We start from the raw sequence: 25,019 nt of genomic DNA on the forward strand, positions 1-25,019 counted from the left end.
TGTATCAAAGAAGGATATATATGCAGTTTATCGAAGCACTTAAACTTAGAAGCAAGCTTTTTTTTCTTTTTCTTTTGATTACTGTCGGCTGTTTGCTCTTGGCTTTATAGGAACAAACTATGTCAATGCAATGAAAAAAAATATGGATTCTTTGTACTTTGGTTCTTTGATACCTGTAACAGAATTGAATGAGATAGTCAAAACATACAGTTACGACCTGGCAGCTACTGTTTACAAGGTGCGTAGAGATGAAATCAGCCCCAGTGAGGCAGCTTTTAAAATAGAACATCTCTAAAATATATCAATAAAAAATGGCAAAGTTATAAGTCTCATTTTAAGACAGAAGAGGAATTATATTATCTCGAATATGCTGATTTGGAGATTAATCGTGCCAATAATTATTTTTCCAAAGTTCTAAAAGCCGTGAAAGTTTCCAAAAATTTAGCGCATATATCAATAACAACACTTGAAAAAAAAGTTGAGACAATTCATAATGTTTTGGAAAAACTGATCAATTATGAAGTCAATATGGCGAATTATGAGAGAAAGAAGTTTTTATATACCTATGATTCAATTTTGCTAAAAATTGGTACTTCACTCGGACTTATTATTGTGGGACTGCTGATAATTCTTTTTTATGTATTTGAGAGTATTCAAAAAGATCAGACAAGACTGGAAATTGCAGCGAAGAAACTTAAACTTGTCAATAAAAAGCTTGAAAATGCCTCTTATACAGATTCTTTGACAAATCTTCACAACAGAAGATATTTTAATTTCATTTATGAAAGAGAAGTCAAACGTGCAAAACGAAATAAAGCCTATATTACATTTATGATGCTTGATATTGACTATTTTAAACAATATAATGACACTTATGGACATCTGGCAGGAGATGAAGCACTTAAAAGTGTTGCAAAAGTTTTAAAAGAGACACTCAAACGACCGGGAGACTATGTTTTTAGACTTGGCGGTGAAGAGTTTGGAGTACTTATGAGTGATACGAGTGAGACAAACAGTGCAAATATTGCCCGGGAAATCTGCAATGCTGTAAGAGGCCTTGAAATAAAACATGAAGCTTCAAAAGTACATGAGTACCTTACACTCTCTATTGGAGTCGTTTGTTGTGTAGCAGATGAAGCGCTGGATGAAGATGTATTGATTTCACGGTCTGATGAAATGCTTTATGAAGCAAAAGAGGCCGGAAGAGACAGGTATATAATCACATCCAATGCCTCAAAGGCAAAAATTGCCTAGTGTCCGTTTTTGAAACGAAATTTTTCTTCAGTTAAAAGCGGGCGAAGCTTTTCTTTTATATCTCCCTGAAATTCCATCCAGTTTTCTTTAAGAGTGCCTCCGCAACCAAGCTTTTTTTTCAGTAATTTTAAGAGGAGTGCCAGTTCATTTTTTGGTCTGTGAAATTCTCCAACCAGTGTAACTGTTTTGCCTCTGCGTTTTTCTTTTTTAAAAAGTAAAAAATGTTTCGCGGGTTCTTCCGTAATGTTTGAAGTTTTTGGAGGGCCGGGATTATGAACTTCTGCCCAGCTGTCATCATCTATACTCGCACCGATAAAGAGATCGAGTTTTTTCCCTCTACTCATTTTTTTCTCCAAGATAGCGAAATCGTGGTTGCATACAGCCATTGACAGATACAGTTTCAAAAAACATACTGTAAGGCCGTACCCAGAGTCCTTCGTCTCCATACAGGGCGCGATAAAGAACCATAAGCTCTTCTGTTTCAGAGTGCCTTACGGTATCAATCACTTGATACCTTTTACCTTTGTAGTGTTCATAAATACCTGTTTTCATCAGCAAACGCTCTGTGCCAAAATACTCATCTGTTCTTGTGTGTAATTCTTATCATGAAGCGTATCTGTGACATCGCGCAGGGAGTAAGTTTTGTGATTATAAAGAACAACAAATATTTCATCCCCTTTTTCTAAAAAAGTAGTTTCTCCATAGGGCGTATATCGTGTAGCCCCTATGCTGATAAGCGCTTTTTTGGGGTAGTTACATGTAACTGTATAACTTTTTAAATCTTCGAGCGGTCCAAAATCTTTTTGGGTATTTATCTGTTTGCATATCCATTGTGTGAGTTTTTCATAAAAGTAGCTGTAACCGCTAAGTGCTACATTTTCGCCATAGGGATGCAAGGCATCATTGCGACGTAAAAAACTGCAGATGCTGAAGTCATCCATTACGCCGCCCTCTTCAAATTTGTCAATTGAAATGAGTTGCGAAGCAAATCCCTTGGAGTTTTGTCCCCAGTTTTTTTTGTCACTGATTTTTTTGGCACCGCTGACACGAATAGAGCAGTCGTTATATGCACCGAAATATTTTGGTTCAATAGCCGTGATTTGTCCGTTTTGATAGGTCAGTTCACACAAAAGTCCTACTTCGGGTTCTGCCTGGACATTGACATCTTCTTTTGGCAGTTGTATCAGTGTAGAAGAAAGCGGATAGGTGAAAAGTATCTCACTCGGACGAGAAGTCTCTTTCTTTTTTTCACAGGGCAGGTAGAAAGGAAAAAGCCCTTTTGGCGCGGCTTCATCCTCTGTTACAATATTTTTGAACTCTTCAAGTTCTCCGGCCTGGGCAAGGTGCAGGGCAAAATTGCCGGCGATTCCAAGACCCAAATACTCTTCGTATTTTTTCATTTTCAGAGTGTTCCGGCTTCTTTGGCAGCAGCAAACTCTTCATAGCTTCCCTGAAAGTCGGTATAGGTATGATCATCATGCAGTTCTATGATGCGTGTGGCAAAAGCGTCAAGAAGTTCACGGTCATGCGAGACACAGATAACATTGCCCTTAAACTCATGCAGTGCTTCACCAAGGGCAACAATCGCTTCAAGATCAAGGTGGTTGGTCGGTTCATCAAGCACCAGGAAGTTCCCACCCTCAAGCATCATCTTGCTAAGCATCATTCGGTGTTTTTCTCCCCCCGAAATCGCTTCGACATTTTTCTCCTGCTGCTCTCCGTTAAAAAGCATTCTTCCGAGACAGTTTCTGATTTCTGATATTTCCCGTTTAGGATCAAAGGCACGCAGCCAGTCATAAAGTGTGCCGTCGCCTTTGATAATGTCCGCTGTATCCTGTGGAAAATAGGAAGATTCAATTGTTGCTCCCCAGGTTACAGTACCGCCACAGCTTGGTTTGAGCTCTTCCATAATTATTTTTACAAGTGTTGTTTTTCCTACACCGTTGCCACCGATAATGGCGATTTTTTCCCCCGGATTTACTTTAAAAGTAACATCTTTTAAGACTTCATTGTCTCCGTATGAATGACAGATATGCTCAACATTTAAGGCTTCATCTCCCATGACTCTTTTTGGTTTGAAAACGATAGAAGGATCACGGCGGGATGACGGTTTAATCTCTTCTATATTTAATTTTTCAAGCTGTTTTTGTCTTGAAGTTGCCTGTTTTGCTTTTGATGCATTGGCGCTGAATCGACGAACAAAAGCTTCTAACTGCTCTTTTTCTTTGAGTTTTTTTGCATTGTCGAGTTCCATCTGTTTTGCCATAACATTTGCCGCAATATACCAGTCGTCATAGGTGCCGGTAAACTCTCGGATTTTCTGGTAATCAACATCAAGAATGTTTGTGACTACTGCATTGAGAAAATGTCTGTCATGCGAGATGACAACCATTGTTCCCTCATGTCTTTTGAGTTCGTTTTCAAGCCAACTGATTGTTTCAATATCAAGGTTGTTGGTCGGTTCATCCAAAAACAATACATCAGGCTTTGGATATAAAACCTGCGCCAAAAGAACTTTGAATTTGTCAGCAGAGTCAAGTGTGCTCATCAGTTCATTGTGCTTTTCAGCCGCAATTCCGACATTTTCCAGGATTTTTGCAATGTTTACATCGTATTCATAGGTCGGGTCTTCTTCCACACAGATAGTTTCAAGTTCAGCAAGACGGTTGTTGACAGCATCGTCTTCAAAATCACCGGACATATAAATTTCTTCTTTTTCTTTGATAGCATCATACAAGCGTCTGTTCCGTATAAAACAGCATCCATAATTGTAAAGTCTTCATAAGCATACTGGTTTTGTCCCAAAACGCCGACTTTGTTTTGTTTTGGAATGATGACTTCCCCGTCATATTCATTGATTTGACCTGAAAGAATTTTCAAAAATGTTGTTTTACCGGCTCCGTTTGCTCCGATAAGACCGTATCTTTTGTGACGGTCTAGTTTTAAGTTTATGTCTTGAAAAAGCACTCTGTTTCCAAAGCGCATTGTTAAGTTTTGTACTGTTACCATATTGTTTAGCCTAGTTAATATTTTTCGCGATTATATCTAAAATATGGTTAAAAAAAGACTACCTGGTTGCGCCCGGAAGCTTTTGCCTCGTATAAAGCCTGATCAACGCGTTTTAAGAGTGATGTTTCCTTTTCTCCGTTTATGTACTCTGTAACGCCAATACTTACTGTGATTTTTTCTACATGTTCAAAAGGATGTTCTTCTACACTTTTACGTATTTTTTGGGCAAGTTCCATAGCCTGTTGTGTATTTGTATGGGGGGCCAGCAGCATAAACTCTTCACCGCCCCATCGTCCGAAACTGTCCGTTTTTCTTATGGTTTGCAAAACAATACGACTCAACTCCTGCAAAATATAATCGCCCACATCATGTCCATAGGTGTCATTGACATTCTTAAATTTGTCTATGTCAAGCATAAGAAGGCTGAAAACTTCACCGTAGCGTTTTGTTCTTTTTATTTCATCTTCTATAAGTGTTGACATTTTATATCGATTATACAGACCTGTAAGCGCATCTTTGGTTGCAAGTTTTTGAAGTTCTTTTTCCAGGGCAACCCGTTGTGTTATATCACGGCTTGTGGAGACAAAGTAGCGCACTTTTCCATCTTTGTCTTTTATGGGAGAGATGATTTTTTCATCATAGTACAGACTTCCGTCTTTTCTTCTGTTGATTAAAGTATTCTGGTAGGTTTTCCCGTCCAAAACAGTTTTCCATAAATTATCATAAAACTTTTTTGAATGTTCTCCTGATTTGAGTATACGGTTGCTTTTTCCTATAAGTTCATTCTCTTCATATTGCGTATTCTCGGTTGCCGCAGGATTTACATAAATGATTTTTCCGTCAACATCTGTAATCTGTACCATTTCATGCATCTGTTCCACAGCCTGTGAAAGAAGCTTTAGTTTCTCTTCGCTCTCTTTGAGCTGCTGTGCCGCTCTTTCATTTTGTATGCGTTGTATAAGAGTTTTTAATTTTTCATTCACAGCATCCAAATCTACCGGTTTGAGAATGTAGCCGTCTATTCCAAGGTTAATGGCTTTGTGTAAAAATTCACTGTCATTGTGGGCTGTTATAAGTATAATAAGTTGGGAAGGATTGATTTTTTTGATGGCTTCAGCCATCTCGAGTCCACTCATTTTTGGCATACGGATATCTGAAATAACAATATCCGGATGGTGCTTTTTGTACAAAGACAGCCCCTCTTCTCCATCTTTTGCAATATAAAGCTTAGTGCAAAAACGCTGCAAAAAGCGTGAGAGCATCTCTCTTACATGTACTTCATCTTCCACATACAATATAGCAATATCATTCTTACTCATCAAAGTCTATCCTAAATTCTGCACCTTCGCTGGTGTTTTTTACGCTCAGTTTTGCGTTCATATTTTCTTCAATCATCATTTTAGACATATACAGACCCATTCCTGTTCCTTTGCCCTGTTCTTTTGTCGTAAAGTAGGGCTCAAAAACCCTGTCTATAACCTCTGGAGTGATTCCGCCACCATTATCACGTACTATTACTGTATGATTCTTTAAAATAATTGTAATTTTAGCGTCACTGATATTTCTTTCAAGCAAAACATCTTTTGCATTGTTTATAAGGTTTAAAATAACCTGCTGCAGTTCATTTTTGTACCCGACTATTTCAAAATCTTCACCAAGCAGCGTAACTTTGATATTGTTGTTTTGCAGTTGCGCTGTTTGAATAGAGAGAACTCTTTGTACCGCTTCTTTTACACTGAAGCGTTCCTGAGTTTTGTCAACCCGGTAGAAATTTCTAAAATCGTCAATGGTATCGGACATAAACTGAATTACTTTTTTTGTTGATTTTATGAAGTCATCAAGGTACTCTTTTGTAATTAATCCGTCTTCATAATCATATTTGAGATTTTGAACGGCTATGCTTATCTCGTTAAGCGGTTGCCTCCACTGATGGGCAATGGCGCCTATCATTTCTCCCATGGAGGCAAGTTTACTCTGCTGTTGGAGTGTTTCAAGCTGTTTGATATTTTCATTTGTTTTTTCTTTCACCAGTTGTTCGAGTGTTTCATTGAGTTTGTTAAGTTCTTCTGTGCGTTCTTTGACTTTTTTCTCGACATCTTTTTTTGACTCTTCTAACTTTTGAAGCATAATCTGCAGAGAATTTGCCAACTCTTCGATTTCATCATGCGTATGAATAGTATTGAAGTCAATGTTGTTTTTTGACGTATCATCGGCAATGGCTTTTGCAGCCTGGGTGATTTTACTGAGTGGTGTAATAAGCCGGCGGACAAGTATAAGTGAGATCAAAGCAATAAGCAGGGAGACTAACAAACTGTAAAGAGCAAGCGAGCGAATAAAATTTTCATAGTCTTTTTGTAAAAAACTGCTTGTAGATGTCAGTGCAATGTATATGAATTTATCTTTTGTATAGTGAAGTGTTGTATAGGTAAACAATATATCGTCTTTATAATAACTCTGTTTACTCAGATCAAAATCATAATCAAGCCTGTAGTCTTTGTGCCCAAACACATATCCGAATGTTTTGCTTTGGTCCTTATTGTAAATATAGTATTTGTTTTTGTCTGCAAGATAGATGTTTTTAGGGCTGTTTTTGTCATCATATTGTTTAATCACCCGAAAAAGTTTATTGATATTTGCATTGATGATGAGCATACCAAAGAGTTTTTTGTCAATATATATTGGTAAAGAGATGCGAATAGTCGGCGTAAGCGGATAGGAAAGCTGTCCATACTCTTCATTGAGTGTTATATCTGAGACAGAAACCTCTTCCGGATGGAGTTTTATTGTTTCTTGAAAGTATTTTTTTGCTGCTTTGTCTTGCAAAAGACGCTTTTTCTGAATATGTACTCCCTGTTTGTCTTTATATGTGACAAGGAGTTCCCAACCGGTTTTATATAAAAGACGGATGTTGAAATAGGCATCGTTGTGCGATAAAAGAGCGATAAAGTTTTTTTCAAGAGAAGACTCTATTCCTTCTAAAGTTCTGTTTGTTTTTTTATCATAATTGTAAGGATTGTAAAATGCCCGCGAATATGCTGCAACATCTTCATTTTTTGAGAGAACTTTTGCATCATAAATAACCTGTTGGATGTCATTGTGAATACTTTCTTTGTTTTGTTTGAGCTCAAAGTTGAGATGTTCAAGGGAATTCTCTTTTGAATACTGCATCATAAGAGAAAAAGATAAAAAGACAATCACAAGTATTCCGACCGTGGCAATAATAAAAGTGCCGATGGCAACCTTTGTTGAGAGACTAATGCGCATAGGTACTGTCTTTGAGAATTTGTTGTGCGAGTTTGTTTGTTGCCTCTAAGACACTAAAAACATCTGAAGGTGTTTTGTTCTTTGGTGTTTTTTGTGAGAGCGCAGTTGTATGCTCTTGTATATTATAGTAAACGCGCAGTTCTGAAACAGTCCCGCTGATGAGGCGCAAGGCATTATATACAGAGTTTGGTGTGATGATTTTGTCACGCGGAATAGTAAGTGTTGCTGAGTTGAGATTGCCTCTTTTTTTGATTTTTGTAAGTGTCTGCATGAGTTGCAGACTTTGCATAAAGACATCAGAGGGAGCTTTTGATTCATACTTTAGCAAAGGAACAAGTATCTGTTTTTGCGTCAAATGATAACTGACAGTCTGGATGTTTTTGTAGAGTTTGACAGCAAGAATATAGGTCTCATTCGGAGTATATTCCTGGTTTAAAATTGTATCAAGCTCATACGATATTTTCCATAAGAGATTATAAACATCAGAAGGTGTTTTGTCCTGGTATATTTTTTTCTCGAGGTAGTTTCTGTAGGAGATAAAATTATAATTATATTTTTTTGTATTGTAAACAAGGTTGATTTCATCATCAAGTCGTAAAATGAGTTCATATACCTCGCTTGGTGTTATTTTTGTATTTGGTGCATCAGGGATTTGTGAGGGGTAAAATCCTTCGAGTGATTTTAGTTTCGCTGTTTTTTCCAAATCTTCAAGTCCTTTAACATAGACATAAATAGGCTCAAGTCCATAGACATACGGTACTTTTTTCGCTTTGAGTTGGATGCCTCTTCTCTCTTTGATTCGCATAATTTTATGCAAAATATATTCGCTGAGTGCATATACTTCATTAGGTGTTTTGGTAAGTGATTTTTGTGGATACTGATTGAGCGGATGAGAAAAATCAAAAGCAGGCAGAAGTGCTTTTGCATACTCAAGATTTTGGACGACATCCGAAGGTGTCTTTTTTGTTTGGAGTTTTTTTGGTGGAAAGCTTCTTTCTATTCCCAAACGGCGAGAGAGTCTGTTAAGCTCTGCTTTGACGGTTTGCAGAGAGTCATATACTTCTGTGGGAGAGATGACTTTGTGCTTGGCTTTTGGTACAGGTACGGGCGTCATCCAGAGTTTTTTTTCAACTTCACTTATCTTTTTTATCAAATCTATTGAGGCATAGAGTGCATGATTCGGATGAAGGTTTGGTCGTTTTGGCGGCATTTTTACATCACTGTACTCTCTTTGTGAAGAGCGTAAAAATTCAATACGCTCAAGAATCTGCTGTGACTGGATATAGACATCACTTGGGGTAAATCCCTGTCCCAGCAACTCATCAAAACCAAGAGAAACTGTCCAGAGTACCTGGTAAACATCACTCGGTGTTTTGTCTTTGTACTGTTTGTAAGCAAAGTACTTTTTTTGGTTTTTGAGCAGGTAGTGAATCTCTTCTTTGAGTCGTATGACATTGTTATATACATCCTGCGGGGTAATTTTTCTTGGAGGAACAGGCGGAATGGCAATAGGACCAAAGTTGTGTATTTCTCTGTATTTGTTTACTTTTGTCAACACCTCAAGTGTTTTTTGAATAACATGCCGCGGCAGTTTGTTATGTTGCTGTTCAACCTCTTTAAGTGGTTTTGTGATGCCGTTTTCTTTGCGCAGTTCTTCAACCATCTGTTTGAGCACAATAGACTGAGAATAGACATCAGAAGGTGTTTTTACCGAAGCGTATAAAAATATCCCAAAGAGTAAAAAAAGCTGTATAAATTTCATATTCTTCCCGTTTTCTTTTCATTATAGAACAGAAAACTTTTGTACTTTCTTAAATACACATTTGAGCATTAAAAGTACGGGTTTCTTTAGCTTCTTATTATGTGCTACAATAACATTATGCAAATAAGAGAAATGACATTCAAAGAACTTTATCCCGTGTATGACCTGGTAAAACAGCTTTACACAGAGCTGAGCTACGATGAATTTGAAGACCTTATATACGATATGCGACACATGGAATATAAGATGTTCGGTATTCTGGAACGCGGTGAACTGGTATGCTACGGAGGTGCAGCGGTGCAGACAAGCCTCTGCCATAAAAGACATCTCTATGTTTTTGATTTGGTCACGGATGAAAAATATCGTGAAAAAGGTTATGCTAAAATGATGCTGGAGTATCTGCAGGATTATGCCAAAACTGCCGCCTGCGAAAAACTTGTACTCTCCTTCAAATGGCAAGGAAAAAATGTTATTCAAGTGTAAAAATTTGGTTTTTTTCTGCAGTGCCGACTGTTTGTTGCTTTCCTGCCACTCTCAGCCCACCCTGAAGGATGGGTTCCGTTGTGTCTCGGAATCGGTACTTTCTATGCTAAAGCATGACTTGTGAAAAAAACTAAATTTTTTCTGCAGTGCCGACTTTGTGTCTTAACTGTGTAAAACCTGCATAACAAACAAATATTCAGCCACAGCACTTTTTGTATTTTTTGCCGCTTCCGCAGGGACAGCTGATATTTCGCTCTATTTTGGAGTTGTAAAGTGTTCCGTCTTTATATTTCCATTGGCCATCTTCCTGCACAAAAAAACTTTTTTCATGCAGTACATGTAAGGTATCGTTTTCTTTGTAATAGGCTTTAAACTCGACCGTATCTGCCGTTACCTGTAACACATCAAGCCTCAGCCACTCTAATGCAGGCGTATGTCGCAAATCTTCAACTGTCTGTGAAACAGAAGTGTGTGCCAAATATTCCCAGTCTTTTTTTACAAATGCCTCATATCTGCTTATCATTAACTCTTTTGGTGTCATAAGGTTCCGTTTTTTAGATAGAATTATACTGTATATTGAACCATTTCAGAACTCAGACTTTTATAGCCTTGAGAGTCGGCACTAAAGTACCGATTCCGAGATACAACGGGACCCAGACTGCAAGCTTATAATCTTGTTCGGAACCCGTACTTAAGTGCGGGCGAGAGTGACAGGGAAGTAACAGCAGTCGGCACTGCAGAAAAAAATTTAGTTTTTTTCACAAGTCATGCTTTAGCATAGAAAGTACCGATTCCGAAATACAAAGGAACCCAGACTTCAGTCTGGGCTGGCATGGATTGAAAGCTTATAAACTTGTTCGTAAGCAAAAAGGTAAAAACATGAAAATAAAATCACTCTATATTGCCGCACAGGAAAAAAATGCAGGGACACTTTTTGTCTCTATGGGCATGATGGAAATACTCAAGCGTAAACTGCATCGTGTCGCTTTTTTTCGCCCGATAATCTTTGACAAAAACATACGTGACGGTGATATAGACTTCATTTTACAGCGTTATAATCTCGATATGGACTATGCAGCATGTTATGGTTTTGACATTAAAGAAGTCGAAGAGATGATTTCTAAAAAAGAGGACAATCTTCTGATAACCCGTCTTATAGACAAATTCAAAAAGCTTGAACGTGAGTATGATTTTGTACTGTGTGAAGGGATTCGGCGTTCTTTTTTAACCTCGACCATCAGTTATGATTTAAATGTCAAAATCGCCCAAAATTTTGCTGCACCCGTGATAAGCGTCATTAAAGCCGACAGTGCCACAACAAAAGAGATATATGAAAATGTTTTGATTGAAAATGAGTATCTGACTTCTGAGGGATGTACCCATTTTGCCACTTTTGTGAACCGTGTCAATGATGAAAAGTACAAGCAGCTGCAAAAAATGTTTGAAAAAGTGCCTTATACAATTTATCTTTTAAAAGAGGTAGAGGAATTGAACTTGCCTACTATTGAAGATGTGATAGAGACGCTTGGCGCAAAAAAGATACTGCTTGAGAGCTATGACCATACCAGAGTGATAAGAAATGTCAAAGTTGCAGCATTGACACTCGATAATTTTTTAGAACATATCGAAGAAGAAGATTTGGTCATTGTTCCGGCTGACAGATCTGACATTATTTTAGGGCTTTTTGGGGCCTTGCACTCTTCAGGTTATCCGAATATTGCTGCGATTATTTTTCCTTTCAGTATGAAGCTTAATAAAAATATTCAAAAGCTCATAGAAGGGCTAAACAGCTTCAAAGTGCCTATACTCTGTGTCGATACCGATACTTTTGAAACAGCAAGAGATGTCATGAAAGTGCACTCAAGACTGCGTGCTCATTCTGAGAGAAAAATCGCACTTGCTTTGGGACTTTTTAACAGCAGTGTGGATATAAAAAGCATAGAAGAAAAGATAGCAACAGCCTACAGTGATATTATGACACCGCAGATGTTTGAATACAAACTTTTTTACATGGCGTCGCAAAATAAAAAAAGAATCGTGTTGCCCGAATCAAGTGATGAACGCATTTTAAGGGCAGCAGAAATAATTTTAAGAAGAGGGGTCGCAGAGATTATTTTTATAGGTGATGAAGAAGAACTCAAAGGGCGTTATCTGCGTTTGGGGCTTGATTTATCCGCGACAACTGTAGTCAATCATCTCTCATCCCCATTGATAGAAAAGTTTACGGATGTTTTTTACGAGCTGAGAAAACACAAGGGCATCACAAAAGAGGCAGCCAAAGATGCAATGTTGCATGTGAACTATTTTGCCACAATGATGGTACAACTCGGTTATGCCGACGGTATGGTCAGTGGTGCTATTCATGCAACGGCAGATACCATTCGTCCCGCTTTGCAGATTATAAAAACAAAACCGGAGTTTTCTGTTGTTTCAAGTGTCTTTTTTATGTGTCTTAAAACAAAGGTGCTTGTGTACGGTGACTGTGCAATCAATCAGGACCCGGACGCGCAAACGCTCGCAGAAATCGCCATTGCATCGGCGCAAAGTGCAAAAATGTTCGGTATTGAGCCAAAAATTGCCATGCTTTCATACTCGACGGGAGAGAGCGGGCACGGCTCTGATGTTGACAAAGTAAGAACTGCCACAAAAATTGTACGCCAAAAGCGACCGGATTTACTTGTAGAAGGGCCTATTCAGTATGATGCGGCAATTGACAAAGAGGTGGCAAAAATCAAACTGCCGAACTCAAAAGTGGCAGGGAAGGCGACGGTATTTGTATTTCCTGATTTAAACACAGGCAACAATACCTATAAAGCCGTACAACGCTCAAGCGGAGCGATTGCCATAGGACCGGTTTTGCAGGGACTCAACAAGCCGGTAAATGATTTGAGCCGAGGCTGTCTGGTGGAGGATATTGTCAATACGGTAGCTATTACGGCTATTCAAGCAAGGGAAAACCAATGAGAGTTGCAGTAATCAATGCCGGAAGTTCTTCCTTAAAATTCAAACTTTTTGCAATGCCGGGTGCAAAAGTTTTGCAAAGCGAGCTTGTAGAACATATAGGTGAGCCAAATTCGCCTGTAGCAAACCATTTTGAGGCGATAGAGTCTTTACATGTAAACTTTGCAGAGATTGATGCAGTAGGGCACAGAGTAGTTCACGGCGGTGAGCAGTTTAGAGCTTCTGTTCTTATAGATGATGAGGTTATGCAGGCTATAAATGATTTAATTCCTTTGGCACCTTTGCATAATCCGGCAAATCTTGAAGGTATAAAAGTCGTTCGTCACTATGCGCCAAACATCCCTCAAATAGCTGTTTTTGATACGGCTTTTCATGCAACACTGAAAAAAGAGGCATTTTTATATGCACTTCCCCATGAGCTGTATGAAAAACATCAAATCCGCCGTTATGGTTTTCACGGGACGTCTCATGCCTATTTACTGCAACAAGCGGCATTATTGCTTGGAAAAAAAGCAGAAGATACAAACATTATAAGCTTGCATCTTGGAAACGGAGCAAGTGCCTGTGCTGTTAAAAACGGGAAAAGCTGCGATACTTCTATGGGATTTACTCCGCTTGAAGGGCTTGTGATGGGAACAAGGAGCGGTGACATTGACCCGGCTATTGTTTTATATCTGCAAGAGTCTTTACATGTAAAGCCGAATGAAATAGATGAAATGCTCAATAAAAAGTCAGGACTGCTTGGTTTGTGCGGCGAAAATGATGTACGAAAGATACAAAACCGCAAAGATGATGCGGCAAAACTGGCACTCGACATTATGGTGCGACGGATTCAAAAGTATATAGGTGCATATATGGTGTTGCTTGAGGATGTGGATGCCATAATATTCAGCGGCGGTATAGGCGAAAATTCTGCATATGTTCGAGAAGCGGTTATGAATAATAAAATACTTAAAAATATAAAATCATTAGTGATAAAAACAGATGAAGAGTTGCAAATAGTAAACGAGTGTTTGGAAGTTTTAAAAAGATAGAAAAATCATACAGGCATAAAAGCCTGCATAAAAGGGGTGTGAGGTTAACTACTAAAGAGGAGTTACGTTCTCTTTCTTAGACTATTTTTCAGAATGTCTATTTTTAGGGGTTTCTCTATTTAAATACCTATTTTTAGGGGTTTGAAGAACACCCAAGTAAACAAAAATAACTTAAAATAAAATAGAAAAATGTTGTATAAGATATCTATTTGTTGTATATATTAAGCTGTTGTTGTATAATTGTTGTATAAAAATATAGATATATTTATTTGTTTTAGTCTAAAAATAGGGGTGGTAAGATGGGGTATGTTTCTTTAGGTGGTAAATACTCTGGAATTGTAACAAGAAAATCTAAAAATGGATCTATAACATTTTATATATCTTATAGAGATATAGATTCAAAAGTAATAAGAAAAAAGATAGGCAATTCTCCTGAAATGACTAAAGTAAAGGCTCTTCAAATTTTATTCGAAAGAAAAAAAGAAATTAGAGCACAAAAAGAATTAACTAAAAATCCAAACTTGCCAATTCCTAAGATTCTTAGAAAAAAAATTGATAAACAGGTTTATACACTCAATGATCTTGCTGAATATTATTTTAATGAAAACAAGAGCAAAACTAAACGAGCTATGCAGAATAAATACAATTATCATTTTTCAGACGAAGCTTTTGCAAATAAAAATATACACTTAGTTACAGAGAATGATATAGAAGATTTTATACTAAGAAAAAGCAAACAAAGAGCAGATAACCGTCGATCAAACTCAAGTAATGTGACTAAGTTGCATGAGCAAGGTTTTCTTCCAAAAAGAAAAAGAAAATTTAAAGCTCTCGATTTATCTCTTGAAGAGAGAGAAAAAGAGGAATATGAAAATAATCTTGTTAAAATCAAAGAACTTGAATCTAAAAATGGTGGCTGGAGAGAAGAGAATAAGATTAAAGTATTGAAAGAAAGAAATAGAGTTCTTGAATATAGATTTTCTCCAGAAGCAAGAAAAAAGCTTTTAAAAGACAAGACTTTAGGAATTGATGAATTAAATGCTCTACTCGGAATTTTATCAAGGAAGTCCATTAAAGAGTTATTGCTTATGGCCAGTACGATAATTACATATGCAAATACTCATAAACATTTAAATATATTTAATCAGTTTCATATACTTAGAGGTAATAAAAACTACATTAGTGTTAATAATGTAAAACCTAGATATTTAACTAAAGAAGAGATCAAAAGCTATTTGAAAGAAGTCAAAAAGGTTACGTATGATAATCCTGAAGTACATAATTATCTCTATTTAATATCACTTCTTGCATTATCGACAGCTGCCAGAAGAGATACTATTTTAAATATTAAGATAGAAGATATAGACTTAGAGAACAATAATATACAATTACGGAATTTTAAAACTGAACATAATTTTACAAGTTCAATAGCAAGTCCAGTGATTAAAGCTGAATTGATTAGGGTGATAAATAATAGAGAGTCTAGTAGATTTTTGTTTGAAGGTTCTTCAGGTGTAGCAATAACTGCATTTCCTCCAAAGATGAAGGAAGTTTTAGATTATACGGTCAATTGCAATAGATCATATTTAAATTATTTGACAATTAAAGAATTTAGAAATACTGTTGCATCTCATTTAGCAATGAATGGCACATCTATCGCTCATATCGCTCAAGTTTTAGATCATGCATCCACAAGGACAACTGAAATATATTCTCAGTTAGCTCCATCCACCGCAAAAGATGATGTGTCCAGTTTTGTAAATGATTTTTTGGAAGATTAGGTGGCTAAGATAAAGTTTGTATCTATTACGATTACTTAATAACTCGTATTTTTCAATAAAATAGCTTAAAATAGGGATGCTTGCACACATTTTCTTCAATTTTTAGCAAAATTGACTTAATTAAAAAAACGGGGGGCAACACCATTAAGTTAAGCAATAAAAAGAGCTAAAGAAATTGATTCGTTTTTTTAAAAACACACTTTAAAAGTATTCTTTTAAACTGCCAACAAACCCCTATTTACAGGTATTTTAAAGCCATTCAAAAGTACCAATTGAGTATAATATATTTATATGCTCAATAGGAATTCGTTTAGATGACTTATTTTTGTTCTCTATTTTATCCTCTTTTGAAAGAGGATTGAGTTTTCTTTTTTTCTTTGGCATCTCAGTATTTGTATGTAATTTTGACAAACCTAAATACCCAGTATCTACACAAAATATAGTCTTTTTTTTGACAGGAAGTTTAGATTCTTTAAAGAGTTTAAAATCATGTGTATTTGTCATAGCAACTGCTATACAAACAATCCTTAAATTGGAATCTAAAACCACTTGACCTTTTACAGTATGTTGTTTCTTTTTTCCACTGTAGCATTTTCTTTGCTTTTTTTTGGTCGCTCAACTGGGCATTCCGTAGCATCTATCAAAATATACTCCAATTCAATACCATCATCTTCATACAGAGCTTTTTTACTTGGTAGAGAAAATTTACCAGATTGCAGCAGCACACTCTCTATTTCCTTGATGGTTCTTGACACTGTTGATTCACTCACTTCGTAATCAAATGCCATATGAGCCATTGAACGATATTCTCTATAATATTCAAGCATTAGTAATATTTGAGTTGATACACTAAGTTTATTTGGCTTTCCACCTTTAGATTTTTTTTCTTTATGATACTCTTGACATACCTTTAACATAGCTTCAAAAGTATCAGGTTTTACACCTGTTAATCTTTTAAATAGTTCTGGTTTTAGTTGCTTTAATTTTTTATAATTCTTCATAAATCATGAAAAGCAATTTTTAGACCTTTTTTGGTTATGCAAGAAGTCTCATTAAGTCCTAAATTAAAAAAAAATTGTATAATTTTCAAAAAGGATAGTTGGCTGCATGAAAATTAAGACATCAAAATATAATACTACTTTAAAAGATACAGAAGAAATTGATAGTGTAGAACCAATTTCTTCTGTTGGTGCTTATGATTTTTCTACTGAAAGTAGTGATACAGAAGAAACAGGAACAGTAGACTTAAATTTAGATCTAGATTTGGATGTAGGTTTTGGGGAAGAGAATGTAGCCGACTTTTCACATCAACAATTAACTTCTATAGAAAATATTCCTGACAACATTAGAAGTTTGGATTTGAGTCACAATGAAATTGTTACCATTGAGAACCTACCTGATAATTTGCGAGATATAGATCTTAGCAATAATAAAATATTTCTTATTGAAAATTTACCACCTAAACTCAAAGAGTTGACATTAAACCATAATGAGATTGTTATAGCTGATCTTGAATCAGATAAATTGGAAAAAATAGATCTCAGCAACAACAGAATAACAACTATAAGAAATTGTCCGACTACTTTAAGTGAATTGGACTTAAGTCATAACAAAATAGTAGATATTCCAATAACATCAAAGAAACTTAAAATACTTAATCTTAGTAATAACCAAATTAGAACTATTGAAAATTTACCTGCCAACTTGGAGGTACTGGATCTTAGCAACAACGAAATCACAACTATTGAAAATTTACCTGGCAAACTACAGGTACTAAACCTTAGTAACAATAAAATTACAACCATTGAAAATTTACCCAGTAGTTTAAAAAAGATATACATTGACAGTAATCAACTTACAACCATTGAAAATTTACCAGAAAATATTGAAATCATACATATGGACAATAATCAACTTACAGAAGTTGATATATCGTTAAACAGGTTAAAAGAGCTGTATCTTCAAAATAATCAGATAACAGCCTTAAAGATTATATCTGATACATTGAAAGATTTAAATTTAGAAAACAATAAAATTGAAAATATCGATATAAAAGCAGATTATTTAGCTGGTTTAAGCTTATGTGATTGTGAAATTAAAAATATAAAAATTAAATCTATCAACCTAAGAGTACTCGAGTTAAGAAATAGTAAAATACTTGATGAAAAAATAACTAAGGCTAACTTACAATTAGAAAATTTGAATGAATTAACTTTGTATAATTGTTCCCTTAAGACTATTGAAAATTTACCAAAAACTATAAAGACTCTGAATTTGGGTTACAACCAATTATTAACAATATCAGCTCTTCCGGAGGAACTGAGAGAATTAAATTTAGAACATAATAGTTTTCAATCTATTGAAAATATACCAAACAGTGTTGAAATTTTAAATTTAGGTCATAACCAAATATCAACTGTGCCGGCTCTTCCGGAGGACCTGAGAGAATTGAATTTAGAACACAATAGTTTTCAAGTCATTGAAAATATACCAAACAGTGTTGAAATTTTAAATTTGAGTCATAACCAATTAACAGAGATACATTTTCCAAATAAACTTATAGAGTTAGATTTAAGTTATATCAAACTAACATATTTAGATAATCTTCCCTCCTCTTTAAAAACAATATTGCTACAGCATGCTAATATTAAGTTTCTTAATGAAGATTTATATGAGATTTTTAGAGAATTAAAGAATGAGAATCATTCATGCTTTTGCAATACATTTTATTCTAAAAAAACTAAAAAAATAACAATCACAAATGCTTCATTGCAAAATCTTGAGTTTATCCCTAAAGATATAGAAGAAATAATTATAACAAACAGTGATATTAAAGAAATTACTATTAGTGGAGCGATAAAAAAATTATCTTTGACTAATATAAAAATAAAGAAACTTTTTAGTACTATAGATCAATTTCAAAGCTTAATTGTAAAAGAATGTGACATTCAAAGTATAGATATTAAATCTCCAAATATTAATGATATTTATTTAAATAGAACAAAGATTAACAACTTTCTTGTGAGTGCAGAAAAACTTCAAAGCTTAATTGTAGAAGAATGTGAAATTCAAAATATAGATATTAAATGTCTAAACATTGAAGATATCAATTTAGATGAAACAAAGATTAGTAACTTATTTATAAATGCAAAAAAACTTCAAAATTGTACCTTACGCAAATTTACTAGTATGACTGTGGATGTAGATTGTGTTGAGCTTAGTAATATTAATTTTGTCAGTACAAAAATAGACTATATGAAATTAAAATTAGAATTAAAAGAATTGAATTTAAAACATCAACAGATAAAAATACTCAATATATCTTCTGACTCTTTACATTCTTGTAATTTCAACAATTGCGGAATAAAAATTATAGAGAATTTACCTAATAGTCTTAGGAATGTAGATTTAAGCGGTAATCAAATAACAAAAATAGAGAATTTGCCAAATAGTCTAGAGAGTGTATATTTAAGTGATAATCAAATAACAAAAATAGAGAATTTACCCAATAGTCTTAGGAGTGTATATTTAAGTAGTAATCAAATAACACAAATAGAAAATTTACCAAATAGTCTTGAGAGCCTAAATTTAAGCGGCAATCAAATAGCACAAATAGAAAATTTACCCAATAGTCTTAGGAATGTATATTTAAGTAGCAATCAAATAACACAAATAGAAAATTTACCCAATAGTCTTAATAGCCTAAATTTAAGTGGCAATCAAATAACACAAATAGAGAATTTACCCAATAGTCTTAATAGTCTAAATTTAAGTGATAATCAAATAAAAAAAATACAGAATTTACCTAAGAGACTTAGAAGTGTAGATTTAAGTGATAATCAAATAAAATACATGCAGAATTTGTCTAAAAGTCTTGAGATTGTATATCTAAGTCGTAATCAAATACCGAACATAACAAATCTACCTAATAGTCTCCGCAAATTAAGAATAGAGGACAATCCTATTTCTCTTTCTTCACAATCTTGTAAAAGATTAGCAAAATTAGAGGAGTGTATACCTTCTCCAGCTCCACAATGTAACGAATTAAAAGAAAAATCAGCGCTGAATAGGAGTAGATTTATTACAATATTAAAGATATTATTTATTGTATTAATCATAGCAATATTTGTTAATCCCTACCTCTTTTTTTAAGCCAAAAGCCTAGAATATAGGGCTTTTCTTAAAAGCTAGGGCACTACTTTGAGTTTATTGTTTTTAAAACAGTAAAATATGATAATTTTACAGCTTAGTCCATGCTTAGGAAGTAAATATTGGAGGAAGAAAATAATGGAAAAAAAATTAGAAGAAATTATTGCTATGCAAAAGGTATTGCTTGAATCAATTCAATCAATACAAAAAGAAACAGTTGCATTAAGAGAAGAACTACATGAGTATAAAATAGAAATGAATCAAAAATCAGAAGATATGTTAGATGTCATTAAAATTATTGATATTAATGTCACAGAGTTTATGCAAGAGTATATAAAAGGATATAATGCAACTTCAAATGTATTTGTACAACTAGGAGAAAACTCGAACAAAGCGACAGAAGTCATTCTCGAACAAATGCAGCAATATCATTCCAGTCTGGATCGAGGTGCTGCTCATACAATGGAATTAGTAGCACAAAAGACTTATGATTTAATCTCTTATCATGAAACAACACAAAAAATCGTCCAACAAGTTTATACAAAAATTGAAGATGAGTCCAAAAAACTTAACCGAAGCATCGGTGCAACCCAAAATACTACAAGATTTTCCTAGAAAAAAGAAATGTCTATTCTACAGAGCATATTGTATTCAATAGAAAATAAATTACCTAAAGAAAATTCAAAAATTTATAAAATAGGATTAGGTCTATACTTGAATACAAAGTTTATTACCTTTCTATGGACAGTTTTTCTATTACTAACATTTATTGAAAATAACTTTGAAGCTTGTATTGTAAATAATCTTAAACTAATAAATATTTCTTATGTAGCTAATGGATTTTTTATTATATTTACAACTCTAATTGTATTGCTTATTCTAATTTTTCTGTTGAACGAGAAAAATTTGATAATAATCAGCCTACAGCCATTGGAACAGCATCTAATATAATAATATTACCTCTTTTTATGTTAATGATGTTTACAGCAGTAAAACTATATTTATTTATTTGTAAATATCAATCTTTCAACTATATTAAAATTATCAGCATAATACCAGTAGTAGTAGTTTTTATATATAGTTCAGTCATGTGGTACAAATATAAATCAAAATCACAAAAAGCAATAAGTTTTAGCATTCTTATAATGAGTATAATACCTTTATTATTTATATGTTGTTGGAATGCAATTCTCCCTTATATGCAGGAAATTCTTTCTTATATACAGGAAATTATACATTTATTAGAATGCATTTTACAAAAAATATTAGTCGGATAAAGAGTATACAAGCCAAAATACTAGAAACTAATATTATGTTATGGTTTTAAATAACAGAGGAGTTGATGATGGCACTTTCAGTTAATAAAGATAGCAAAATTGTTGAAAAGCATTTGGCACTAAATGAAGATGTAATAAGAGCTTCAATCTCTAAAACTAACAAAAGTAACCATAAAAAAGTATTATAAAAAGCTTCTATGATAAAATTTAACAGAAGAACTGTTGCATAAAAATTTATGTCGTTTATCCTTGAAACATTAATAAAGACTTATTAAAGCATTAGTAAACTGGAGCTTTTAGACCACAAAAATAGCTTATATTATGATGATAGTAAAAGAGAATACTCAATTTTCGCACATAAATTTCATCAAATCCACAAATTTAAGTCGAAAGGTAAAGCCTATAGATAGTCATTTTTTAGTATAATTTTGTTGCTTAAGCATTCTTGTTAAAGACTATTTCTTCAATCCATAAATTATATCAATTTTAACTTAAAATCATCATGTAAATAAAAAGGATATTTACATGAGTTACAAAGAAATACAAACAAAAATCAAACAGCTAAAAGAACTAAAAGATCAAGTTCTCGATGCAGAGGTAAAGATTATCGGTTATCAAGATGATGAAAAACTATTAAAGCTTTTGAGTGAAGGTGAAGAGTACCCAAAAATTTTCTCACCGGTTAGAAATCAGATTCTGGCTTTACTTGAAGGTAAAAAGCCTCTTACAAAAGTTGACAGTGCTACAAGAAAAAAATTGGAGTATGCAATTAAGGGAGAGTGTTTTATAAATGAAATCAACCCTCTTGATAAAACAGGTGCACTTCTACCTTTTAAAAAACTGACGGCAAAAATCTCAAAAGAGATCAGTTTGCTTTCTAAAAAAAATATTCGGGCAGATCTGTTAGATTTTTTAGAGTCTTAGTCCAAGCATATACATAAAGCACAGTCGATGTGTTTTATGTTTTTTCATCTCCCACACCTATATTAAAACTTTCATCGACATCTTTTTAAATATCTTCAATAGTTTCAAAAGAGTGTTATATTTTCTTCTCTCTTAAAGACGGAAAATATTGAAAGTGTTATTTGTACTCTCTGTAAAAAATATTAGTAAATGTACAGATGCTTTTGCTTCATAATAAAGGTTGTCAAACATTTTTTTTGTTTAAAAGCTCTCATCTTAAAAACAGGAACTCTAAAAATAGTCATATATTACTATATTATCTATAGGAAATTTTCAACTTTTTAAATAACTCCATTTTTATATCTGGACTCAAGATCATTTTTTAGAGTAAAAAGGACTAAATAAGCATCAGTTTTCATCTGTAATCTGTATCAAAAAAAGATCTAACATTACATCAAAAAAAATTTTGAACTTTCATCCAAAAATCATCTGTAAACAGGATTCATTTTTTGATCTTATTTGAGTGTAAAACAATTGTTTTTTTAGATGAAATGAGATGGTTTTTTTGCAACTTAAAAAGAGAATATTTTGTACTTCTTTCTCCGAAACTCTGTAAAATAGGGTTTGCTTACTTCTTTTTTTACTTTTTTCTATTGTAATTTATCTCTATTTTTTTTACTGTTGTTTGAGTTTATTGAGCAAAAAATATAGGAACTTTTAGATGAAAAATGAGTTCTTTAGCAGTTTATTTGCATCAAAAAATGAGCCATTATTGACTGTTTTTCATTCAAAAAATGACTCCTGTTCTCTGTTTTTTACATCATTTTTTAAGTTGAGAATCAGAAAATCTCTCTTGTTTTTTACCGGAATAAGCAACTCAAAAAATGCTTGAAAAATGTAAAAAAGGATAAGATTTTTTCTGAGACTCTTCATCTTTTTTTATGGTGATTTTTACACAAATTGGAACATTTTACATCTAAAATCCAAAGATGTTTTTGCTCTTTAAACCATAAAATTCTTTTGAAAAAAAAGATGATCTAAGCCCCTGTAGAGGATGCTTCCGCTACAATATTGCATCCAAAAAAAGCAACAGTTTATCTTCACTAAGAGCAGTCTTTTTTCTACAATCTTCATATAAAATAAGGCGGTGTTTTCTCTTACAAGACTTCAAAAAATTCTGTGATAAAACAATGTTTTTGTTGTCACAGTAACTTTATTCAAAGGTATTTTCATGGCAACAATGGGCTTTTTACAGAACAAAACATCCACTAAACAAAGAGAAAATGACACACTGATTGTTGATGATACATTTAGACATTCTTATTGTGTCGGTCAAACAGGCTGTGGAAAAACATCCTCTTTTATCTATCCAAATCTTGATGATAGACTATCAAAAGGTCATGGAGTTTTAATCTTTGACTATAAAGGCAAAGAGCATGCAAGTGTTAAATATTTAGCAGAAAAGCATAATAGATTAGAGGATATTATTGAACTTGGTATTCCATGGGGTAAGAGTTGCAATCTCATTCAATATTTTAATGAAAAAGAGCTTGGCAATTTTGTTACAGGAATTATGAATCTGAATGAAAAAGATGCTTACTGGTCAACCACAGCTTCGAATCTTGTTATTTCTGTATGGAAGATTATAAAAGCATATATTGATGTTATCAGTGCAACTGAAGATTATAATATTCAGGGGAACTTGTACAGTGCAGTTGCAAGATTTAGACTTCCTGCAAGGGTGACTTTTGCAGATATTGCAGAAGTTCTCTCTTCTCATGAAAATATTGTTCGTTTTATAAGCAATACAAAAAAAATTTATGAACGTTTTAGTACGATAATAGAAGCTAATATTCACGAACTTGTTATGAAAGTTGACTCTTTGAGTATACAAGAGAGTTATCTTGGAGTGGTCTCAAAAAACATAGCTTTTAAAAATATTCTGAACGAGCAGAAGAAATCTTTGCAGATATTTACAGACTCCAAAAATGCTTCCAATCAGACAACAACAATTCAGACAATTCTTTTGTCAATGAGTACAACGTTTGCATCTGTTGCCAACAATAAAAGTATAAATGATTATAACGGTATTGAAATTGCAAATAGTCTGAGTCAAGGTAAAGTGGTCATACTCAATGCTCAAGAATTTCCGGATATTGCTCTTGCCACATTGACTTCTTCAATACTTCAGGAACTCTCAAAAAGAGTTCAGCAAAAAGAGATTAGAGGTGTCAGTATATTTATAGATGAAGCGCAGAGGGTTTTAAATAAAGATTTTGGATCGCTGCATTCAGATGTACTGCGTGAGTCCAAAGTTGAACTTTTTCTGGCTTTTCAAAACCATCAATTAATGATTAACAAACTTGGTTCAGATCAGTTTTATGCCCTTATTCAAAATCTCTCTTCTGCATATGTGTTTGCAAATTCTCTGGACTTCCAGGATTTTGAGACATCCAACCTGGAAACATTTGAGTACTATCATAAAAAGAGTGATAGAAAATATATTGCAAAACCATTCTTCCTTGATCATGATGCAGTATTTGAAGCGGTTTTAAAATACTGCAAAATCAATAAACTTTACGATTACCTTGGTATTCCAAAAGAAGATCAACACAAGATAGTGCACTTTAATCCCTATCTCTATCAGCAAAATCTTATTGAACTTAAATCAAAAGAGGGAGATATAACTGTTATGAAACTAAGAGATGCAGATATAGAGCTGAATGCAAAACAGATGATAGATACAATAATTAAGAACTACTCTGTAAAACTCAGAAAACAAAATGTTACTTCAAGACCTTCACTTATGAGTTACATAGAAAAAAGAGAACGAGAGATCAGTGAATTTTTGGATGTGCAAAATGAATGACAGTATTGACAGGAGACTTGATGAAGCCTGTACACCGATATATATTTTTAATAATCAAAAAATAGAAGCAGCAGTTAGAAGAAATGCTCACTTGATAGATGCAAATGATTTGGAGAATGTGCATCGTAGAATTTTAAAAGTGCTGGGAATTGATGGTGAAAGAAGCAGTAGATATTTCAGCTTTGCCAAATTTAAAGCTTTATACACCAACATAAAACTTTCACAAGAGTCAGTCTCAAATGAGATAACAGATATGGACTTAATCTAAACGGA

At 33.9% G+C, this 25,019-nt stretch carries 20 protein-coding genes and 1 pseudogene; 11 read left to right on the top strand and 10 right to left on the bottom strand.

Translation table 11 applies throughout. The annotated features are described in order from the left end of the window. Nucleotides 1-130: 130 nt before the first annotated feature. Both MLC44_RS03745 and MLC44_RS03750 read left to right on the top strand, forming a co-directional pair. Nucleotides 131-295: a hypothetical protein gene (locus MLC44_RS03745; protein ID WP_434658532.1), complete on the top strand. Its 165-nt coding sequence runs from the start codon at nt 131-133 to the stop codon at nt 293-295. Nucleotides 296-375: 80 nt separating this feature from the next. Beyond that, on the top strand, nt 376-1,254 hold the full coding sequence (locus tag MLC44_RS03750; protein WP_434658533.1) for a GGDEF domain-containing protein: 879 nt from the start codon (nt 376-378) through the stop codon (nt 1,252-1,254). Here MLC44_RS03750 and MLC44_RS03755 read toward each other — a convergent pair. From MLC44_RS03755 to MLC44_RS03785, 7 genes and pseudogenes are all read right to left on the bottom strand, one after another. Then, a complete protein-coding gene (locus tag MLC44_RS03755) occupies nt 1,251-1,598 on the bottom strand; it encodes a translation initiation factor (protein WP_434637804.1) in 348 nt (115 codons plus the stop codon). The two genes, MLC44_RS03750 and MLC44_RS03755, sit on opposite strands and share 4 nt — an antisense overlap. Continuing rightward, nucleotides 1,591-1,806, bottom strand: a complete 216-nt coding sequence (locus tag MLC44_RS03760; protein WP_151900851.1) for a DUF1653 domain-containing protein — start codon at nt 1,804-1,806, stop codon at nt 1,591-1,593. Before MLC44_RS03760 ends, MLC44_RS03755 begins: the two co-directional genes overlap by 8 nt. Then, the gene (locus tag MLC44_RS03765) at nt 1,806-2,654 is read right to left on the bottom strand and encodes a DUF5718 family protein (RefSeq protein ID WP_434658535.1); all 849 of its coding nucleotides are present in this window, start codon (nt 2,652-2,654) and stop codon (nt 1,806-1,808) included. The genes MLC44_RS03760 and MLC44_RS03765 overlap by 1 nt, the downstream gene beginning before the upstream one ends. Nucleotides 2,655-2,656: 2 nt before the next feature. Beyond that, nucleotides 2,657-4,263 (bottom strand): annotated as a pseudogene (locus tag MLC44_RS03770) (ABC-F family ATP-binding cassette domain-containing protein). Between the two features lie 47 nt (nt 4,264-4,310). Continuing rightward, nucleotides 4,311-5,582 (bottom strand): diguanylate cyclase, encoded by a 1,272-nt coding sequence (locus MLC44_RS03775; protein ID WP_434658536.1) that lies wholly within the window; start codon nt 5,580-5,582, stop codon nt 4,311-4,313. Then, a complete protein-coding gene (locus tag MLC44_RS03780; RefSeq protein WP_434658537.1) occupies nt 5,575-7,527 on the bottom strand; it encodes an ATP-binding protein in 1,953 nt (650 codons plus the stop codon). Before MLC44_RS03780 ends, MLC44_RS03775 begins: the two co-directional genes overlap by 8 nt. After that, nucleotides 7,517-9,289 (bottom strand): hypothetical protein, encoded by a 1,773-nt coding sequence (locus MLC44_RS03785; RefSeq protein WP_346389489.1) that lies wholly within the window; start codon nt 9,287-9,289, stop codon nt 7,517-7,519. The genes MLC44_RS03780 and MLC44_RS03785 overlap by 11 nt, the downstream gene beginning before the upstream one ends. Before the next feature lie 117 nt (nt 9,290-9,406). Between MLC44_RS03785 and MLC44_RS03790 the strand changes: the two genes are divergently transcribed. Next, nucleotides 9,407-9,772, top strand: coding sequence for a GNAT family N-acetyltransferase (locus tag MLC44_RS03790; protein WP_151900845.1), 366 nt, complete (start codon nt 9,407-9,409; stop codon nt 9,770-9,772). Between the two features lie 196 nt (nt 9,773-9,968). Here MLC44_RS03790 and MLC44_RS03795 read toward each other — a convergent pair whose 3' ends face one another. After that, a complete protein-coding gene (locus MLC44_RS03795) occupies nt 9,969-10,313 on the bottom strand; it encodes a YchJ family protein (protein ID WP_434658538.1) in 345 nt (114 codons plus the stop codon). Nucleotides 10,314-10,651: 338 nt separating this feature from the next. Here MLC44_RS03795 and pta point away from each other — a divergent pair, with 338 nt between their 5' ends. From pta to MLC44_RS03810, 3 genes are all read left to right on the top strand, one after another. Continuing rightward, nucleotides 10,652-12,736, top strand: a complete 2,085-nt coding sequence (gene pta, locus MLC44_RS03800) for a phosphate acetyltransferase (protein WP_434658539.1) — start codon at nt 10,652-10,654, stop codon at nt 12,734-12,736. Next, complete coding sequence (locus MLC44_RS03805; RefSeq protein WP_434658541.1) at nt 12,733-13,767, top strand: acetate/propionate family kinase; 1,035 nt, start codon at nt 12,733-12,735, stop codon at nt 13,765-13,767. Before pta ends, MLC44_RS03805 begins: the two co-directional genes overlap by 4 nt. Nucleotides 13,768-14,066: 299 nt before the next feature. After that, nucleotides 14,067-15,548 (top strand): tyrosine-type recombinase/integrase, encoded by a 1,482-nt coding sequence (locus tag MLC44_RS03810; protein ID WP_434658542.1) that lies wholly within the window; start codon nt 14,067-14,069, stop codon nt 15,546-15,548. Nucleotides 15,549-15,797: 249 nt separating this feature from the next. Here the strand turns inward: MLC44_RS03810 and MLC44_RS03815 are convergent, their stop codons facing one another. Both MLC44_RS03815 and MLC44_RS03820 read right to left on the bottom strand, forming a co-directional pair. Further along, nucleotides 15,798-16,097 (bottom strand): transposase family protein, encoded by a 300-nt coding sequence (locus MLC44_RS03815; RefSeq protein WP_434658544.1) that lies wholly within the window; start codon nt 16,095-16,097, stop codon nt 15,798-15,800. A gap of 8 nt (nt 16,098-16,105) precedes the next feature. Then, nucleotides 16,106-16,549 carry a helix-turn-helix domain-containing protein gene (locus MLC44_RS03820; RefSeq protein WP_434658545.1) on the bottom strand — a complete coding sequence of 148 codons (444 nt, stop codon included), beginning with the start codon at nt 16,547-16,549 and terminating at the stop codon, nt 16,106-16,108. Between the two features lie 106 nt (nt 16,550-16,655). Here MLC44_RS03820 and MLC44_RS03825 point away from each other — a divergent pair, with 106 nt between their 5' ends. The 5 genes from MLC44_RS03825 (at nt 16,656) to MLC44_RS03845 (ending at nt 25,014) form a co-directional block, all read left to right on the top strand. Beyond that, nucleotides 16,656-19,700 carry a leucine-rich repeat domain-containing protein gene (locus MLC44_RS03825; RefSeq protein ID WP_434658546.1) on the top strand — a complete coding sequence of 1,015 codons (3,045 nt, stop codon included), beginning with the start codon at nt 16,656-16,658 and terminating at the stop codon, nt 19,698-19,700. 135 nt (nt 19,701-19,835) lie between these two features. Further along, nucleotides 19,836-20,312 carry a hypothetical protein gene (locus tag MLC44_RS03830; protein ID WP_434658547.1) on the top strand — a complete coding sequence of 159 codons (477 nt, stop codon included), beginning with the start codon at nt 19,836-19,838 and terminating at the stop codon, nt 20,310-20,312. Nucleotides 20,313-21,499: 1,187 nt separating this feature from the next. Continuing rightward, nucleotides 21,500-21,898, top strand: coding sequence for a hypothetical protein (locus MLC44_RS03835; protein ID WP_434658548.1), 399 nt, complete (start codon nt 21,500-21,502; stop codon nt 21,896-21,898). A gap of 1,210 nt (nt 21,899-23,108) precedes the next feature. Next, complete coding sequence (locus tag MLC44_RS03840; protein ID WP_434658549.1) at nt 23,109-24,746, top strand: hypothetical protein; 1,638 nt, start codon at nt 23,109-23,111, stop codon at nt 24,744-24,746. Then, a complete protein-coding gene (locus MLC44_RS03845) occupies nt 24,739-25,014 on the top strand; it encodes a hypothetical protein (RefSeq protein WP_434658550.1) in 276 nt (91 codons plus the stop codon). Before MLC44_RS03840 ends, MLC44_RS03845 begins: the two co-directional genes overlap by 8 nt. The last annotated feature ends 5 nt before the right edge of the window (nt 25,015-25,019 follow it).

Origin of the sequence: Sulfurimonas sp. NW9, assembly GCF_051132275.1 — a bacterium.
GTDB lineage: Bacteria > Campylobacterota > Campylobacteria > Campylobacterales > Sulfurimonadaceae > Sulfurimonas > Sulfurimonas hydrogeniphila.

Bases quoted from the DNA above. Each gene is read 5' to 3' on its own strand.
- MLC44_RS03790 (WP_151900845.1), top strand. From the start codon at position 9,407: ATGCAAATAAGAGAAATGACATTCAAAGAACTTTATCCCGTGTATGAC.
- MLC44_RS03830 (WP_434658547.1), top strand. From the start codon at position 19,836: ATGGAAAAAAAATTAGAAGAAATTATTGCTATGCAAAAGGTATTGCTT.
- MLC44_RS03755 (WP_434637804.1), bottom strand. From the start codon at position 1,598: ATGAGTAGAGGGAAAAAACTCGATCTCTTTATCGGTGCGAGTATAGAT.
- pta (WP_434658539.1), top strand. From the start codon at position 10,652: ATGAAAATAAAATCACTCTATATTGCCGCACAGGAAAAAAATGCAGGG.
- MLC44_RS03845 (WP_434658550.1), top strand. From the start codon at position 24,739: ATGAATGACAGTATTGACAGGAGACTTGATGAAGCCTGTACACCGATA.
- MLC44_RS03780 (WP_434658537.1), bottom strand. From the start codon at position 7,527: ATGCGCATTAGTCTCTCAACAAAGGTTGCCATCGGCACTTTTATTATT.
- MLC44_RS03825 (WP_434658546.1), top strand. From the start codon at position 16,656: ATGAAAATTAAGACATCAAAATATAATACTACTTTAAAAGATACAGAA.
- MLC44_RS03805 (WP_434658541.1), top strand. From the start codon at position 12,733: ATGAGAGTTGCAGTAATCAATGCCGGAAGTTCTTCCTTAAAATTCAAA.
- MLC44_RS03835 (WP_434658548.1), top strand. From the start codon at position 21,500: ATGAGTTACAAAGAAATACAAACAAAAATCAAACAGCTAAAAGAACTA.
- MLC44_RS03795 (WP_434658538.1), bottom strand. From the start codon at position 10,313: ATGACACCAAAAGAGTTAATGATAAGCAGATATGAGGCATTTGTAAAA.
- MLC44_RS03745 (WP_434658532.1), top strand. From the start codon at position 131: ATGAAAAAAAATATGGATTCTTTGTACTTTGGTTCTTTGATACCTGTA.
- MLC44_RS03785 (WP_346389489.1), bottom strand. From the start codon at position 9,289: ATGAAATTTATACAGCTTTTTTTACTCTTTGGGATATTTTTATACGCT.
- MLC44_RS03760 (WP_151900851.1), bottom strand. From the start codon at position 1,806: ATGAAAACAGGTATTTATGAACACTACAAAGGTAAAAGGTATCAAGTG.
- MLC44_RS03775 (WP_434658536.1), bottom strand. From the start codon at position 5,582: ATGAGTAAGAATGATATTGCTATATTGTATGTGGAAGATGAAGTACAT.
- MLC44_RS03810 (WP_434658542.1), top strand. From the start codon at position 14,067: ATGGGGTATGTTTCTTTAGGTGGTAAATACTCTGGAATTGTAACAAGA.
- MLC44_RS03840 (WP_434658549.1), top strand. From the start codon at position 23,109: ATGGCAACAATGGGCTTTTTACAGAACAAAACATCCACTAAACAAAGA.
- MLC44_RS03820 (WP_434658545.1), bottom strand. From the start codon at position 16,549: ATGAAGAATTATAAAAAATTAAAGCAACTAAAACCAGAACTATTTAAA.
- MLC44_RS03765 (WP_434658535.1), bottom strand. From the start codon at position 2,654: ATGAAAAAATACGAAGAGTATTTGGGTCTTGGAATCGCCGGCAATTTT.